We start from the raw sequence: 12,907 nt of genomic DNA, 5'->3' as shown, positions 1-12,907 counted from the left end.
TCTAGCCAGAAATCGCTAACAGGTACATGTAAGCACCGTATCCGCCTAGAAGTGGCAATGCTAACCATCGAGGGATGCTTGCTGTGCGATGCTTTGAGTAGATGATAACAGCAAATGCAAACAAAAGGGTAAAACCAAGCATCCACCAGAAATCTCGCTCAATTACCGTATTTTCAATGATGCCTGGTGCAATCAATGCTGGCAGAGGAAGCACTGTTGCTAAATTGAATATGTTGGAACCTAAAACGTTGCCGATTGCTATGTCGTGGTGACCTTTGCGCACGCTGGTAATCGAAGCAGCTAATTCAGGTAGACTAGTGCCAATTGCAACAATGGTAAGGCCGATGACTAAATCGGACACACCTAATGCTGAGGCAATGCCGATGGCTCCCCATACTAGTAACTTAGAGCTGCCAATTAGAACGGCTAAGCCGATGGCGGCAATTAACAAAGAGCGTGCCACACTACTACCGTCGTCTTCGGGTAAATCACCGGTTAGCTCTTCCTCTAAGTTTTTCGAATTTCTTAGCAACAGAAAGAGTACGACAACAAAGGCAACAATCAACACTACACCATCAATAATAGATAGGTGTTGATCAATCATTAGGAAGCCTGCGAGCAGAGTAACGCCAACAACTAGGGGGATTTCTTTCTTTACTAGGCTACCGTTGATCGGCACAGCTGCTAATACAAGTGTCGCGCCAAAAACCAAGCCGATATTGGCAATGTTTGAACCAATGACATTTCCTACCGCAATGCCTGGTGCATTATCTAATGCTGCGATGGCTGAGACCACCATTTCAGGTGCTGAGGTACCTAACGCTACCAATGTAATACCAATTACGATTGGGCTGACGTTGAGCTTTTCAGCGACCAGAGCAGCGTGTTCAATGAATTTGTCAGAGCTGAGTACCAATAAAATCAAGCCTGCAACCAGTGCGGCGGAAAACATGAGCATTCGCAAAATACCTAAAGACTGTGAGAGAGATTCGTAAAACGCATCATTTAATGTGGTTTATTGAAGGATTTCAAGAGGCTAGCATTACAAGCTGGTTTTGATGGCGTATCTTTTACATTTTTACGGTGCTAGTATCCGTTCGATTTTAATTCAAGGAGTCATCAGTGGAAGTCTATGTTGACGTCAAGAATTTGTCCTTCCATCGAGGTGATCGTGCTATTTACGAAGATATTACCTTGCAAATACCAAAGGGCAAAATTACCGCAGTTATGGGGCCAAGTGGTGTAGGGAAAACAACGCTTTTACGCTTGATTGGTGGTCAAGTTGAAGCCAGTTCGGGCTCTATTACAGTGGCTGGTCTAGATGTGGCGCAGGCCTCTAGGAAAGAGCTGTTTGAAGCGCGCAGAAAAATGGGCATGCTGTTTCAAAGTGGTGCGTTATTTAGTGATATGAGTGTTTACGAAAATGTCGCTTTACCACTGCAGGAACATACCGATTTTGATGAGGCGATGATACGCGATATTGTGCTGATGAAATTGCAAAGTGTTGGTTTGCGTGGTGCAGCTTATCTAATGCCAGCTGAGTTGTCTGGCGGTATGGCGCGCAGAGCTGCGCTAGCAAGAGCGATCGCATTAGATCCCGACCTAGTTATGTATGATGAGCCTTTTGCGGGTCAAGACCCTATTTCTAAAGGTGTGTTAGTCGAGTTGATTAAGCGTCTTAATCGTGCTGCGAACATAACCAGTGTCTTGGTGTCGCATGATGTTGAAGAGTCGCTCAGTATTGCCGATCATGTTTGCTTGTTATCGGCAGGTCGTGTCATTTTAGCTGGTACGCCCGATGAGGTTCGACAGTCTTCAGACCCTAGGGTTGTTCAGTTCTTGCAGGGGCAAGCGGATGGTCCAGTAGGTTTTCATTACCCTGCACCCAATTATGAAGCACAACTGTTAGAGGCTTAGTGTCAGTGAAGACAATATATCTTGCCATACACAAATACATCGAGTCGGTGGGGCGGGCTGGTGTTTTTCTATTTCAGTCCTTATTTCGATTGCCTGTGCGCTGGGATGAGGCCATTAGGCTCTACCTTAAGCAGATATATTCGGTTGGTGTGCTGTCGCTGATCATCATTATGGTATCTGGTGCCTTCATTGGTATGGTGCTTGCGTTGCAGGGATATTCCATATTAACCAGTTATGGCTCTGAGTCGGCGGTGGGGCAGTTGCTTGCTTTAACCTTGCTGCGTGAATTGGGGCCTGTGGTAACAGGGTTGCTGTTTGCAGGGCGGGCAGGGTCAGCCTTAACTGCAGAGATTGGTTTAATGAAAACAACTGAGCAGTTATCCAGTTATGAAATGATGGGGATAGATCCGTTACGACGCGTTATTGCGCCAAGGTTACTAGCAGGCGTAACTTGCATGCCTATTCTGGCGATAATATTTTCAGCTGTGGGGATTTGGGCTGGGATGTTGGTATCAGTACAGTGGCTTGGGGTGGATGAAGGCTCTTTTTGGAGCAGCATGCAGCAGTCAGTATACTTTGATACCGATATTATGAATGGTGTGATTAAGTCTTTGGTATTTGCTATTGCGGTCGTTTGGATTGCTGTGTACCAGGGTTATGTCTGTCAGCCAACCTCAGAAGGAATTGGTCGTGCGACGACCCGAACTGTGGTGTTGGGGTCATTGGCTATTTTAGGGTTAGACTTTTTGCTAACCGCAGCAATGTTTGGAGATTTTTGATAATGAAGGATGCTAAAGCAAACGTTTTAGTCGGCTTGTTTATGCTATTTGGTGTGGTTGCTTTTGTTTATCTAGCAATGCAAGTCAGTGGATTAGCGTTTAATGAGAAATCTAACGGCTATACGATACAAGCACACTTTGATGATATCGGTGGTCTGACGGATAGAGCCAAGGTAACTATTGCTGGGGTGACTGTAGGTCGAGTAGAAAGTATTGAGTATGACAAACAATACTACATGGCCAAAGTGACGATGAGTATTGATTCTACAGTAGATAACATTCCTACCGACAGTGCTATCGCAATTCTGACGAGTGGTTTGATTGGTGAGAAATATTTAGGAATTTCAATAGGTGCTGAGGAGGATGTGCTCAAAGACGGAGATGAGATCTACGATACTCAATCTGCACTGGTTCTTGAAAATCTGATTGGTCAATTCCTTATGAGTGCAGGAGGAGATGAGTAATGCGTATTAAAGCTATTGGTATTTTTTTGATGTCTTTGTTGTGGGTATCGCAAGCATTTGCTGCTGTGAACCCTGAGGGTGCTCGAGAAGAGGTGCTTCGAGTTGTTGATGACTTCAAAACCAAGATAGTAGATCAGCGAGACGTCCTTGAGGGGGATCCGCAGAAGCTGAGATCGGTTATGAGGGAAATCATAGCGCCGGTTGTGGATTTTGATGATCTAGCGAAAAAAGTAATGGGTAAGTACTATCGCCAAGCATCGCCAAAACAGATTAGTGAGTTTGTCTCTGTCACCGAGGGAACGTTGCTGAAAACATACAGTGCTGCGGTGATAGACTTTGACCCAAGTCGCTTGACGGTTTTGCCGCTGGCACGACAAAAGCCAGGCCGCGAAGTTCGGGTAGATGCCAAATTTCAGCTCAGCGATGGTAGTCCTGTTGATATTGCGTTTTACATGGAGCCTAAATCGGCTAAGCAATGGATGTTAAGTAACGTGGTGATCAATAACATCAACTTCGGTCTGACCTTTCGTAAACAGTTCGGGGTGATGATGCAGCAGAATGGTAATGATATTGATCGAGCTATTGCGGCTTGGCAGTCTTCATTGGCGTCTGGAGGGGAATAAAATGGAGTTGCAGACAGCGGATGCTGTTTGGCGTTTAGCGGGACGCTATGATGCGACTGAATTATTAAAGATTAAGAAAAGTTTGGTTGGGGTGAAGTGCTCAAGCGATCAATCCCTTGATCTTTCTGGACTAGAGTCAATGAATGCCCCAATTATTGCCTTGCTGATTGAAATAAGGCGTTCTGGCAAGGCTCTGACCTTATTGGGCTGTCGAGCAGAGTTTAAAGAAATGTTTAAGCTCTATGGTGTGCAGAAGATATTTCAGTTCGACTAGAAAACGTAAACAGGAGGAAACTCCTGTTTTTGCGTTATAAAGCTGACAAATTCTGAGTTGGCTGGGGTACAATAGTTTTTATAGAACATTGAATAGAAATTGGAGTTTTTGTGAACGCCTCCGAAGTGAAAGCTTTATTAGAATCAAAAATTGAAGGCAGCCAGGTAACGACTGATGGTGCTGACTGCAGCTTCCAAATCACAATTGTTGCTGAGGCCTTTGAAGGTCTAAACGCAGTGAAACGACAGCAGCTTGTTTACTCTCATTTACAAGACGCAATCTCTTCTGGCGCCATCCATGCCATTACGATGAAAACGTATACGCCAGCTCAATTTGCAAGTCTTTAAAAATTAAGAGAGAAATAAATGGATAAATTGCTAATTACTGGCGGCAACACTCTGAATGGTGTGGTACGAGCGTCAGGAGCAAAAAATGCTGCTTTGCCTATTCTTGCAGCGACACTGCTTACTAAAGATCTTATCACGATCAAAAATCTTCCTCACTTACATGACATTACCACTATGTTGGAACTGCTCGGTTCTATGGGGTGTGGTGTTGTGGTTGATGAGCGCATGAATGTTGAGTTAGATGTCTCATCACTAGATAACTGTGAGGCACCTTATGAGCTTGTGAAGACAATGCGTGCTTCCATTCTTGTTTTGGGGCCTTTGGTCGCACACTTTGGTCGTGCCGTTGTGTCACTGCCAGGTGGTTGCGCAATTGGTAGTCGACCTGTTGATCTCCACCTACGTGGATTGGAAGCAATGGGTGCAGATATTGTTGTCGATAACGGTAACATTATTGCCAACGTAGATGGTCGTTTGAAAGGTGCTCGTATTTTCTTTGATAAAGTAACTGTAACGGGCACAGAAAACTTATTGATGGCTGCAGCGTTGGCAGAGGGCACTACTATCCTAGAAAACGCAGCACGTGAGCCCGAAGTGGTGGATTTGGCAGAATGCCTTATTGCGATGGGCGCAAAAATTACAGGACATGGCACAGACACCATTACTATTGAGGGTGTTGAGCGCTTAGGCGGTACAACATATTCAGTAATGCCTGATCGTATTGAAACAGGAACCTTCTTGGTTGCTGGTGCGATTACTGGTGGCAAAGTGCGTGTCACTGATACTGATGTCAGCAGTTTAGAAGCGGTGCTGTCTAAATTAGAAGAGGCGGGTGCTAAGGTAACATGTGGCGATGATTGGATTGAGCTTGATATGGAAGGCCGTCGCCCTAAAGCTGTAAATATCTCAACTGCTCCATACCCGGCTTTTCCTACTGATATGCAGGCACAGTTTGTGGCATTAAATGCTGTTGCTGAGGGTGTTGGTAGTGTTATCGAAAATATTTTCGAAAACCGCTTTATGCACGTGAACGAAATGGTTCGCATGGGTGCTGACATTGAAGTGAACGGTAATACGGCGATTGTACGCGGCAAAGATGCGCTAAAAGGGGCGCCAGTTATGGCGACTGACTTGCGTGCGTCTGCTTCGTTAGTTCTTTCTGCATTGGTTGCAGAAGGTGACACTAAGATTGACCGAATTTACCACATTGACCGTGGTTATGAGTGCATTGAGGAAAAGCTTGGTGCATTGGGTGCAAAGATTTCAAGGGTTCTGAATTAACATGAGCGAAACCTTAACGATTGCGTTATCCAAAGGGCGCATATTGAAAGAGACGCTTCCTCTGCTTGAGAAAGCAAATATTTATCCGCTAGAAGACATCAGTAAAAGCCGTAAGCTTATTTTTGATACCAATCACGAAAACATTAAGCTGGTGATTTTGCGCGCAACCGATGTGCCGACTTATGTTGAGCATGGCGTAGCCGATTTCGGTGTTGCGGGTAAAGATGTCTTAATGGAGGCGAATACGAAGAATCTTTATGAGTTACTTGATCTGAAAATCTCTAAGTGTCGTTTAATGACGGCTGGAGTTCAGGGGCAAGAGCTACCGAATCGCCGTTTAAAAGTCGCTTCGAAATTTACTAAAACGGCTAAAGCGTACTTTGCAGAGCAAGGTATTCAAGCGGATGTGATCAAGCTTTATGGGGCGATGGAGCTTGCACCGATTATGGGGCTGGCTGATCTAATCGTAGATATTGTGGATACAGGTAATACGCTACGCGCTAATGGCCTTGAAGCTCGTGATTTGATTGCAGATATCAGTACTCGATTAGTAGTAAATAAAGCAGCTTATAAAACGAAGTATGAGCACATTCAGCCTATTTTAGATATGTTGAATGGTGCAGTTTCAGCTGAGGCTTAGACGTTTATGAAATTGAATATTAGACAGTTTTCATCCAAAGATGAGGGCTTTCGTAAGGACCTCGATCAGCTGCTTTCATGGGAAAGCGTGTCTGACGCAAGTGTTCAGAAAAGTGTTGAAGAAATTGTAAATCGTGTTCGTACCGAGGGTGATGCGGCACTGGTTGAGCTGACGAACCGCTTTGATCGCCGTTCTGTACAAACTGCGGCCGAATTGGTTATTGAAGCAGATGAATTAGCGAAAGCGGCGAGCCGTGTTGACGGAGCGATTGTTGAGGCGCTTCAGAAAGCTGCTGAGCGTGTCAAATCATACCATGAGCGTCAGATCCAGCCTTCTTGGCAGTATGAAGAATCTACGGGCACGGTGCTTGGTCAGCAGATTACGCCTTTGGATCGCGTCGGCGTATATGTGCCAGGCGGAAAGGCTGCTTACCCTTCTTCTGTTTTGATGAATGTTATGCCTGCCAAGGTTGCGGGTGTCGCTGAGATCGTAATGGTTGTTCCAACCCCTGATAATGTTGTGAATGATATCGTTCTGGCGGCAGCTCACGTTGCTGGGGTTGACCGAGTTATCACCGTAGGTGGTGCGCAAGCTGTTGCTGCCTTGGCCTACGGCACAGAGACAGTGCCTAAAGTCGATAAGATTGTTGGTCCTGGTAACATCTACGTTGCAACGGCTAAGCGCATGGTCTTCGGTGCTTGTGGTATCGATATGATCGCAGGTCCGTCTGAGATTCTTGTGGTAAGTGACGGTCAGTCTAATCCTGATTGGATTGCGATGGACTTGTTCTCTCAAGCAGAGCACGATGAAGACGCTCAATCCATCCTGATTAGTACAGATGCTGAGTTCATCGAGAAAGTTCATGCTTCAATGGAGCGTCAAATCGAAGAAATGTCGCGCAAAGAGATTATTAAAACCTCTCTTGAAGGTCGTGGTGCTTTGATTCATGTGGGCTCGATGGAAGAGGCAATTGAAGTGGCCAATATTGTGGCGGCTGAGCACTTAGAGCTTTCAATTGAGAATCCAGAAGAGTGGGTTGGTAAAATTCGTCACGCGGGTGCGATTTTTATGGGGCGTTACACGCCTGAAGCGTTGGGTGATTACTGTGCTGGTCCAAACCACGTATTGCCGACATCTGGTACTGCTCGCTTCTCTTCGCCATTGGGGGTTTACGACTTCCAGAAACGTAGCTCAATCATCTATTGTTCTCATGAGGGAGCGAGCGAGCTTGCTAAAATCGCTTCACCATTGGCTCGTGGCGAATCACTAGAAGCGCACGCTGTGTCTGCTGAATTCCGAATGATTGATAAGGGCTAGGCGAATATTATGCAGCCAACTCAGGCGCTAATTTCACTTCGTTTAGTTACTCGCATTGCGGCAGTGGTCATTTTGATCGCTGTTGCAATCGGTTTCTTTTTACCATCAGACTACAAAATCGAACGAAGCATTGATGTTCCAGCAGGGCAATACGATCTCTTGCAGGAGCGGTTGTACAGTTCCAGTGCATGGACTCAATGGATGTTTGTTGAGTCGGGTAAATTGGTACTTCAGTCGGATGAAGGCGTTATTTCTTCTCAGACTCGCTATTTGATGCAGTATGACGAAGCAACCACTAAGCAAGGGGAGTTAGTTATTACCTCAGTAACGACTGACTCTATTGCATTTTCGGTTCAGCCAAACCAAAAAACGAAACCGATTCCGAACACTTTGTTGATCAAAGAAAACGCGGATGGTAGTACTCATCTTCGATGGATTATTGAGGGTGAGCTTGATGCTGGCTTTTTAGGTCCTTACCTTGCTCTTTTCGCGAACGATATTGCAGGAAGCAATATAGAGAAAAGTTTATCCGCTTTAGCTGGCAACTAGTTATTATCAACTGCCTGCATTGCAGGCAGTTGCTCCACTAAAGCTTTGGTGATGAAGCTTTGGGTCCCGCGTAATCCCTTAATGGTCACATTCTCTCCGGGTGTCAGCTGCGACACCAATTGCTGCGCTCTATGAGCACTTAGATCAGTGTGCTTCTCAATTGCGGTCAATATGTCGCCAGGGCGAATACCTGCTTTAAAAGCCGGGCTTTGTGGTGTGACACTTGTTACGATTAGCCCTTCTTCTGAGGCGAGGTTCAAAGCAATAGCAACTTGAGGGGAGTTTTCTTGAACTTGTAGTCCTAGATAACCGCGTACCACGCTACCGTGCTGGATAATGGACTCCATTATCTTAACGGCATCATTAATCGGTGTTGCAAAGCCGATGCCTTGAGAGCCGCCAGAGCTTGAATAGATGGCAGAACTAATCCCGACTAATTTGCCCTTAAGGTCAACCAATGCGCCGCCAGAGTTACCTGGGTTGATCGCAGCATCTGTTTGAATAAAGTTCTCATAAGTGTTTAGTCCAATGCTGTCGCGTCCTTTTGCACTGACGATACCTGCTGTGACTGTTTGACCAATCCCAAAAGGGTTGCCAATCGCCAAGATTTGATCGCCGACTCTCAAAGAGTCGCTATTGCCCAGATGGATTGGTGTTAACTCTGTTAGTTCAATTTTCAGAACCGCTAGATCTGTTGCTGGGTCGCTACCGATGAGGTCTGCTCGAGTTTGGCGTTGATCGTTCAGCGATACAATAATACTGCTGGCACCCTGAATGACATGGTGGTTTGTGAGAATATAGCCATCTTCCGATATAATGACCCCAGAACCAAGGTTTGTAATTTTTTGGCTGCTGTTTCGGCTAAATGGGGATTCTTGGCTAGTGAATGTATAAATGTTGACGACGGCATTTGCAGTTTTTGCGGCAGCATTGGCAAAGCTCAGTGAATTATCTTTTTGGTGTTGCTGCCAAAATAGAAAAAGTGTGCCAACCCATAGCCCAAGAAATATCCATGTTAGATGGCTTCGAACATGTGGTTGGAGAAGTGATTTAGGAGTAAACATGAATATAAAAGAGCTTGAGAGTAAATTGACGGCGCTATTTCAGCCTCGTTCTTTTAAAGATTATGCGCCTAATGGCTTGCAAGTGGAAGGTAAAGGCGAGATAAAAAAAATTGTCACAGGTGTTACTGCATCCATGGCATTGATTGAAGAAGCGGTGAAACGTGAAGCAGATGCCATCATTGTTCACCATGGCTACTTCTGGAAAGGTGAGTCCCAAGAAATCGTTGGTATGAAATATCGACGTTTGTCTCGGTTGATTAAGCAAGATATTAATTTGTTTGGCTATCATTTGCCGATGGATGCGCATTTATTGGTCGGTAATAATGCGAATTTGGCTCGCGGTTTGGGGCTTCAGTCTTTGCGTCCATTGGAGATGGAAAAGTCTCTGGAAGAAAGTATCGGAGTTGTTGGGACTCTAGAGCAGCCATTGGCGCCTGAAGCATTTCAGCAACTAGTGAAAGAAACCGTTGGGCGAGATGTGCTCTTTGAATCGGTGTCTGAGCAAATGATCTCAGAGGTGGCATTATGTACTGGTGGTGCCCAAGGTTATATCAATAAAGCGCTAGCAGCTAAGGCTGACGTATTTATTACTGGCGAAGTTTCTGAGCAGACAATACATATTGCGAGAGAAGAGGGTATCCATTTTTGCGCAGCGGGCCATCATGCTACAGAGTGCTTTGGGCCAAGAGCTTTGGCGGAGTACATCACTGAGCATTGGGGTGTGGATTGCGAATTTGTGGACGTGCCAAACCCCGCTTAAAAGATCTTTTCTGGTACTTGAAATAGAAATAAAAAAGCCTGCTCAATGAGCAGGCTTTGTCTATTTTGGATATTGATTGTGTTACAGCGCTCTAGTCGGTTCTTCAACAGGCTTGCGTTGTAAACCGTAGCTTTCGCTTAGCATGCCTTCGTCAGTGCCAGACTTTGAGGCATAGTCACGTGGAGGCGTAGTCACATCATCTTGTTGGTTAGATGAGTTTGAATCGCTCTCAGGCTTTTCTAGAGTGACAGTTGCAAGTGTTGTTGCACCCTCTAGAACAGCTTTACGTGCATCCGCTAATTTCTTTTCGGCAGCCGATAAATGAGCGTGCAGTTGAAGGAAATGGTCGTCAGCAAGCACTTGGCGTCGCTCCATTTCTTGTTGTAGTGCTTCTATTGTCGCACCTGAAGATTTGTGCGAGTCATGAGCGTTCTTTTTACTTAGCGCACGGAAAGCAAGCGCTCCTACAAATCCTATGATGATGCCAGTAACAAAAACGATGATATCGAATACTTCTAGTTCCATGGTTTACTCCCAAAAACAACTTATTAAATTATAGCGGAAATACACCATGGGAAATATAGGGAATAGTGAGGTTTCTGTATCTATTTGGTAATATAGCGACAATCTCTCACGCAATGGTGTATACGCAAACAATGACCCCGCTATCGAAATACCAGGAAGATCTTAAACGTCCAGATTTTAACTATGACCCTGCACAGGAAGAAGCTGTCCAAGCTTTGCAAGATTTGTTCGACAGGATTGTGGCAAGAGGTGAACAGCCCCCTAAGGCGCAGAAGTCTCTGTTTGGTTTTCTGAAAAAGAAAAAGCCAGAGATCCAGGTTGAGCAAGGTTTGTACTTCTGGGGTGGCGTAGGGCGTGGTAAGACGTATTTAATGGATACGTTTTTCGAATGTTTGCCTATTGAACGCAAATTGCGTTTGCACTTCCACCGTTTCATGCAAATGGTGCATCAAGAACTTCGTAAACTGCACGATACAAAAAACCCTCTTGAAATTGTAGGTAAGCAAATCTCAGAGAAAGCTCAGGTGTTGTGTTTTGATGAGTTTTTTGTGACGGATATTACGGATGCGATGATTTTGGCAGGCTTGCTAGAGCAGCTATTTATCAATGGAACGGTTTTGGTGGCGACGTCAAATATCGAGCCAGATGGCTTGTATAAGAACGGCTTACAGCGCGCACGTTTCTTGCCAGCGATTGATTTAGTTAACAAACATACTAAGGTGATGAATGTAGATGGTGGTGTTGATTATCGTCTTCGTACATTAAAGCAAGCCAAGTTGTATCATTTTCCGTTGAACCAAGATGCTGCGGACGCTATCTCTGAGCGTTTCTCGAGCCTAGTTGTGAACCGTGATGCGGTGAATGAAGGTGGGGCGGTTGAGATTGAAGGTCGTTCTATCCCATTGTTACGTAGCTATGAAGATGTTGCATGGTTTGATATTAAAGCGCTTTGTGATGGTCCACGAAGCCAAGTGGATTACATTGAAATAGCAAAATTATACTCCACTATTATCATTTCAGATTTGCCTCAGTTTGACTCAGCACGTGACGATATGGCACGTCGCTTTATTAACTTAATTGATGAGTTCTACGACAGACATGTAAAAGTTATTTTCTCTGCTGAAGTGGCGATCCCAGACATTTATCAAGGGACACGTCTAGCTTTTGAATATGACCGTACTGTCAGTCGATTGCTAGAGATGCAATCCGAAGAATACTTGATGTTAGAGCATCGTCCTTAATTAGAAAAAGCGCTTTAGTTTTGCGTGCGGTTTGGTTATAATTCACGCGCTCTAATTTTTGAGTATGTGTAAGTTATGCAGTCGTATCCCGACAGCATAACCAATAATAATAGGTATTGACATGCGCACAGCATGTAAATGATAAAGGGTTTTTTAATGAAAACTTTTACTGCAAAACCTGCTGAAGTACGCCGCGACTGGTTCGTGGTTGATGCTGAAGGCAAAACTCTTGGTCGTTTGGCTACAGAAATTGCTCGCCGTCTACGCGGTAAGCATAAAGCAGAATACACTCCTCACGTTGACACTGGTGATTACATCGTTGTTATCAACGCTGAGAAAGTACGTGTAACTGGTAACAAAGCTTCTGACAAGAACTACTACCGTCACACTGGTTACCCAGGTGGCCTACGTTCTATGAGCTTTGAGAAGTTGATTGATCACGCTCCAGAGCGCGTTCTTGAAATCGCTGTTAAAGGCATGCTTCCAAAAGGCCCTCTAGGCCGTGCTATGCACAAGAAAATGAAAGTATATGCTGGCGCTGAGCATCCACACACAGCACAACAGCCACAAGAACTTAACATCTAATACGGGAAGATCATTATGTCAGCTACTCAATACTACGGTACAGGTCGTCGTAAAACGTCTACTGCTCGTGTATTCCTAAAGGCAGGTTCTGGTAACCTAGTTATCAACAACCGTTCTCTAGAGCAATACTTCGGTCGTGAAACTTCTTGCATGGTTGTTCGTCAGCCACTAGAACTAGTTGAAGCAACTGAAAAATTTGACGTTTACGTTACTGTAAGCGGTGGTGGTATCTCTGGTCAGGCCGGTGCTATCCGTCACGGTATTACTCGTGCGCTAATGCAATACGACGAGACACTACGTCGCACTCTACGTTCTGCTGGTTACGTTACTCGTGACTCTCGTCAGGTTGAACGTAAGAAAGTTGGTCTACGTAAAGCACGTCGTCGTCCACAATTCTCTAAGCGTTAATTTTTACTACGCTTCGTATTCTTCAAAACGCCTGCATTCGCAGGCGTTTTTTTATGTCTCAAATCAGTGTTTTGTGATTGTGCAAGAATGTTGCCTTGTCACCAAAATACCTTTCCCATAACATCCTTTAAAG

17 protein-coding genes are annotated in these 12,907 nt (G+C 45.0%); 14 read left to right on the top strand and 3 right to left on the bottom strand.

What is annotated here, in order from left to right; all coding sequences use genetic code 11:
- Position 1: 1 nt before the first annotated feature.
- Positions 2-958, bottom strand: a complete 957-nt coding sequence (locus C8D85_RS03770) for a calcium/sodium antiporter (protein WP_133560015.1) — start codon at positions 956-958, stop codon at positions 2-4.
- A gap of 164 nt (positions 959-1,122) precedes the next feature.
- Between C8D85_RS03770 and C8D85_RS03765 the strand changes: the two genes are divergently transcribed.
- The 10 genes from C8D85_RS03765 (at position 1,123) to C8D85_RS03720 (ending at position 8,191) form a co-directional block, all read left to right on the top strand.
- A complete protein-coding gene (locus C8D85_RS03765; protein WP_133560014.1) occupies positions 1,123-1,917 on the top strand; it encodes an ATP-binding cassette domain-containing protein in 795 nt (264 codons plus the stop codon).
- 5 nt (positions 1,918-1,922) lie between these two features.
- Positions 1,923-2,696 (top strand): lipid asymmetry maintenance ABC transporter permease subunit MlaE, encoded by a 774-nt coding sequence (mlaE, locus tag C8D85_RS03760; RefSeq protein ID WP_244936880.1) that lies wholly within the window; start codon positions 1,923-1,925, stop codon positions 2,694-2,696.
- 2 nt (positions 2,697-2,698) lie between these two features.
- Complete coding sequence (gene mlaD / locus C8D85_RS03755) at positions 2,699-3,160, top strand: outer membrane lipid asymmetry maintenance protein MlaD (RefSeq protein ID WP_133560012.1); 462 nt, start codon at positions 2,699-2,701, stop codon at positions 3,158-3,160.
- Entirely contained in the window at positions 3,160-3,783 is a 624-nt protein-coding gene (locus C8D85_RS03750; protein ID WP_133560011.1) for an MlaC/ttg2D family ABC transporter substrate-binding protein, read from the top strand. The genes mlaD and C8D85_RS03750 overlap by 1 nt, the downstream gene beginning before the upstream one ends.
- A 1-nt stretch (position 3,784) precedes the next feature.
- Positions 3,785-4,057: an STAS domain-containing protein gene (locus tag C8D85_RS03745; protein ID WP_133560010.1), complete on the top strand. Its 273-nt coding sequence runs from the start codon at positions 3,785-3,787 to the stop codon at positions 4,055-4,057.
- A gap of 110 nt (positions 4,058-4,167) precedes the next feature.
- Positions 4,168-4,404 carry a BolA family protein gene (locus C8D85_RS03740; protein ID WP_133560009.1) on the top strand — a complete coding sequence of 79 codons (237 nt, stop codon included), beginning with the start codon at positions 4,168-4,170 and terminating at the stop codon, positions 4,402-4,404.
- Positions 4,405-4,422: 18 nt separating this feature from the next.
- Complete coding sequence (gene murA / locus C8D85_RS03735; protein ID WP_133560008.1) at positions 4,423-5,685, top strand: UDP-N-acetylglucosamine 1-carboxyvinyltransferase; 1,263 nt, start codon at positions 4,423-4,425, stop codon at positions 5,683-5,685.
- A 1-nt stretch (position 5,686) separates the two neighbouring features.
- Positions 5,687-6,325, top strand: a complete 639-nt coding sequence (hisG, locus tag C8D85_RS03730; RefSeq protein ID WP_133560007.1) for an ATP phosphoribosyltransferase — start codon at positions 5,687-5,689, stop codon at positions 6,323-6,325.
- 6 nt (positions 6,326-6,331) lie between these two features.
- Positions 6,332-7,642 carry a histidinol dehydrogenase gene (hisD, locus tag C8D85_RS03725; RefSeq protein ID WP_133560006.1) on the top strand — a complete coding sequence of 437 codons (1,311 nt, stop codon included), beginning with the start codon at positions 6,332-6,334 and terminating at the stop codon, positions 7,640-7,642.
- A 9-nt stretch (positions 7,643-7,651) separates the two neighbouring features.
- Complete coding sequence (locus C8D85_RS03720) at positions 7,652-8,191, top strand: SRPBCC family protein (protein ID WP_133560005.1); 540 nt, start codon at positions 7,652-7,654, stop codon at positions 8,189-8,191.
- On the opposite strand, the gene C8D85_RS03715 is transcribed toward C8D85_RS03720, so the two are convergent.
- Complete coding sequence (locus tag C8D85_RS03715) at positions 8,188-9,255, bottom strand: S1C family serine protease (protein ID WP_133560004.1); 1,068 nt, start codon at positions 9,253-9,255, stop codon at positions 8,188-8,190. The two genes, C8D85_RS03720 and C8D85_RS03715, sit on opposite strands and share 4 nt — an antisense overlap.
- Between C8D85_RS03715 and C8D85_RS03710 the strand changes: the two genes are divergently transcribed.
- On the top strand, positions 9,254-10,015 hold the full coding sequence (locus C8D85_RS03710; protein ID WP_133560003.1) for a Nif3-like dinuclear metal center hexameric protein: 762 nt from the start codon (positions 9,254-9,256) through the stop codon (positions 10,013-10,015). The genes C8D85_RS03715 and C8D85_RS03710 overlap by 2 nt on opposite strands.
- A gap of 81 nt (positions 10,016-10,096) precedes the next feature.
- Here C8D85_RS03710 and C8D85_RS03705 read toward each other — a convergent pair whose 3' ends face one another.
- On the bottom strand, positions 10,097-10,540 hold the full coding sequence (locus C8D85_RS03705) for a Z-ring associated ZapG family protein (RefSeq protein WP_133560002.1): 444 nt from the start codon (positions 10,538-10,540) through the stop codon (positions 10,097-10,099).
- A 131-nt stretch (positions 10,541-10,671) separates the two neighbouring features.
- Between C8D85_RS03705 and zapE the strand changes: the two genes are divergently transcribed.
- The 3 genes from zapE to rpsI all read left to right on the top strand — a co-directional run bounded on the left by zapE (position 10,672) and on the right by rpsI (position 12,774).
- Positions 10,672-11,781, top strand: a complete 1,110-nt coding sequence (zapE, locus tag C8D85_RS03700; protein WP_133560001.1) for a cell division protein ZapE — start codon at positions 10,672-10,674, stop codon at positions 11,779-11,781.
- Positions 11,782-11,937: 156 nt separating this feature from the next.
- Complete coding sequence (gene rplM, locus C8D85_RS03695; RefSeq protein ID WP_055462233.1) at positions 11,938-12,366, top strand: 50S ribosomal protein L13; 429 nt, start codon at positions 11,938-11,940, stop codon at positions 12,364-12,366.
- Between the two features lie 15 nt (positions 12,367-12,381).
- On the top strand, positions 12,382-12,774 hold the full coding sequence (gene rpsI / locus C8D85_RS03690) for a 30S ribosomal protein S9 (protein WP_133560000.1): 393 nt from the start codon (positions 12,382-12,384) through the stop codon (positions 12,772-12,774).
- The last annotated feature ends 133 nt before the right edge of the window (positions 12,775-12,907 follow it).

It is taken from the genome of Marinomonas communis (assembly GCF_004363305.1).
Lineage (GTDB): Bacteria > Pseudomonadota > Gammaproteobacteria > Pseudomonadales > Marinomonadaceae > Marinomonas > Marinomonas communis.
The sequence above is the reverse complement of the archived record's forward strand: the minus strand, read 5'-3'. Positions and strand labels throughout refer to the sequence as shown.

Coding starts and splice junctions, on each gene's coding strand:
- C8D85_RS03720 (WP_133560005.1), top strand. CDS start 7,652: ATGCAGCCAACTCAGGCGCTAATTTCACTTCGTTTAGTTACTCGCATT.
- mlaD (WP_133560012.1), top strand. CDS start 2,699: ATGAAGGATGCTAAAGCAAACGTTTTAGTCGGCTTGTTTATGCTATTT.
- C8D85_RS03710 (WP_133560003.1), top strand. CDS start 9,254: ATGAATATAAAAGAGCTTGAGAGTAAATTGACGGCGCTATTTCAGCCT.
- C8D85_RS03750 (WP_133560011.1), top strand. CDS start 3,160: ATGCGTATTAAAGCTATTGGTATTTTTTTGATGTCTTTGTTGTGGGTA.
- C8D85_RS03715 (WP_133560004.1), bottom strand. CDS start 9,255: ATGTTTACTCCTAAATCACTTCTCCAACCACATGTTCGAAGCCATCTA.
- hisG (WP_133560007.1), top strand. CDS start 5,687: ATGAGCGAAACCTTAACGATTGCGTTATCCAAAGGGCGCATATTGAAA.
- rplM (WP_055462233.1), top strand. CDS start 11,938: ATGAAAACTTTTACTGCAAAACCTGCTGAAGTACGCCGCGACTGGTTC.
- hisD (WP_133560006.1), top strand. CDS start 6,332: ATGAAATTGAATATTAGACAGTTTTCATCCAAAGATGAGGGCTTTCGT.
- zapE (WP_133560001.1), top strand. CDS start 10,672: ATGACCCCGCTATCGAAATACCAGGAAGATCTTAAACGTCCAGATTTT.
- C8D85_RS03705 (WP_133560002.1), bottom strand. CDS start 10,540: ATGGAACTAGAAGTATTCGATATCATCGTTTTTGTTACTGGCATCATC.
- C8D85_RS03770 (WP_133560015.1), bottom strand. CDS start 958: ATGCTCATGTTTTCCGCCGCACTGGTTGCAGGCTTGATTTTATTGGTA.
- murA (WP_133560008.1), top strand. CDS start 4,423: ATGGATAAATTGCTAATTACTGGCGGCAACACTCTGAATGGTGTGGTA.
- C8D85_RS03745 (WP_133560010.1), top strand. CDS start 3,785: ATGGAGTTGCAGACAGCGGATGCTGTTTGGCGTTTAGCGGGACGCTAT.
- rpsI (WP_133560000.1), top strand. CDS start 12,382: ATGTCAGCTACTCAATACTACGGTACAGGTCGTCGTAAAACGTCTACT.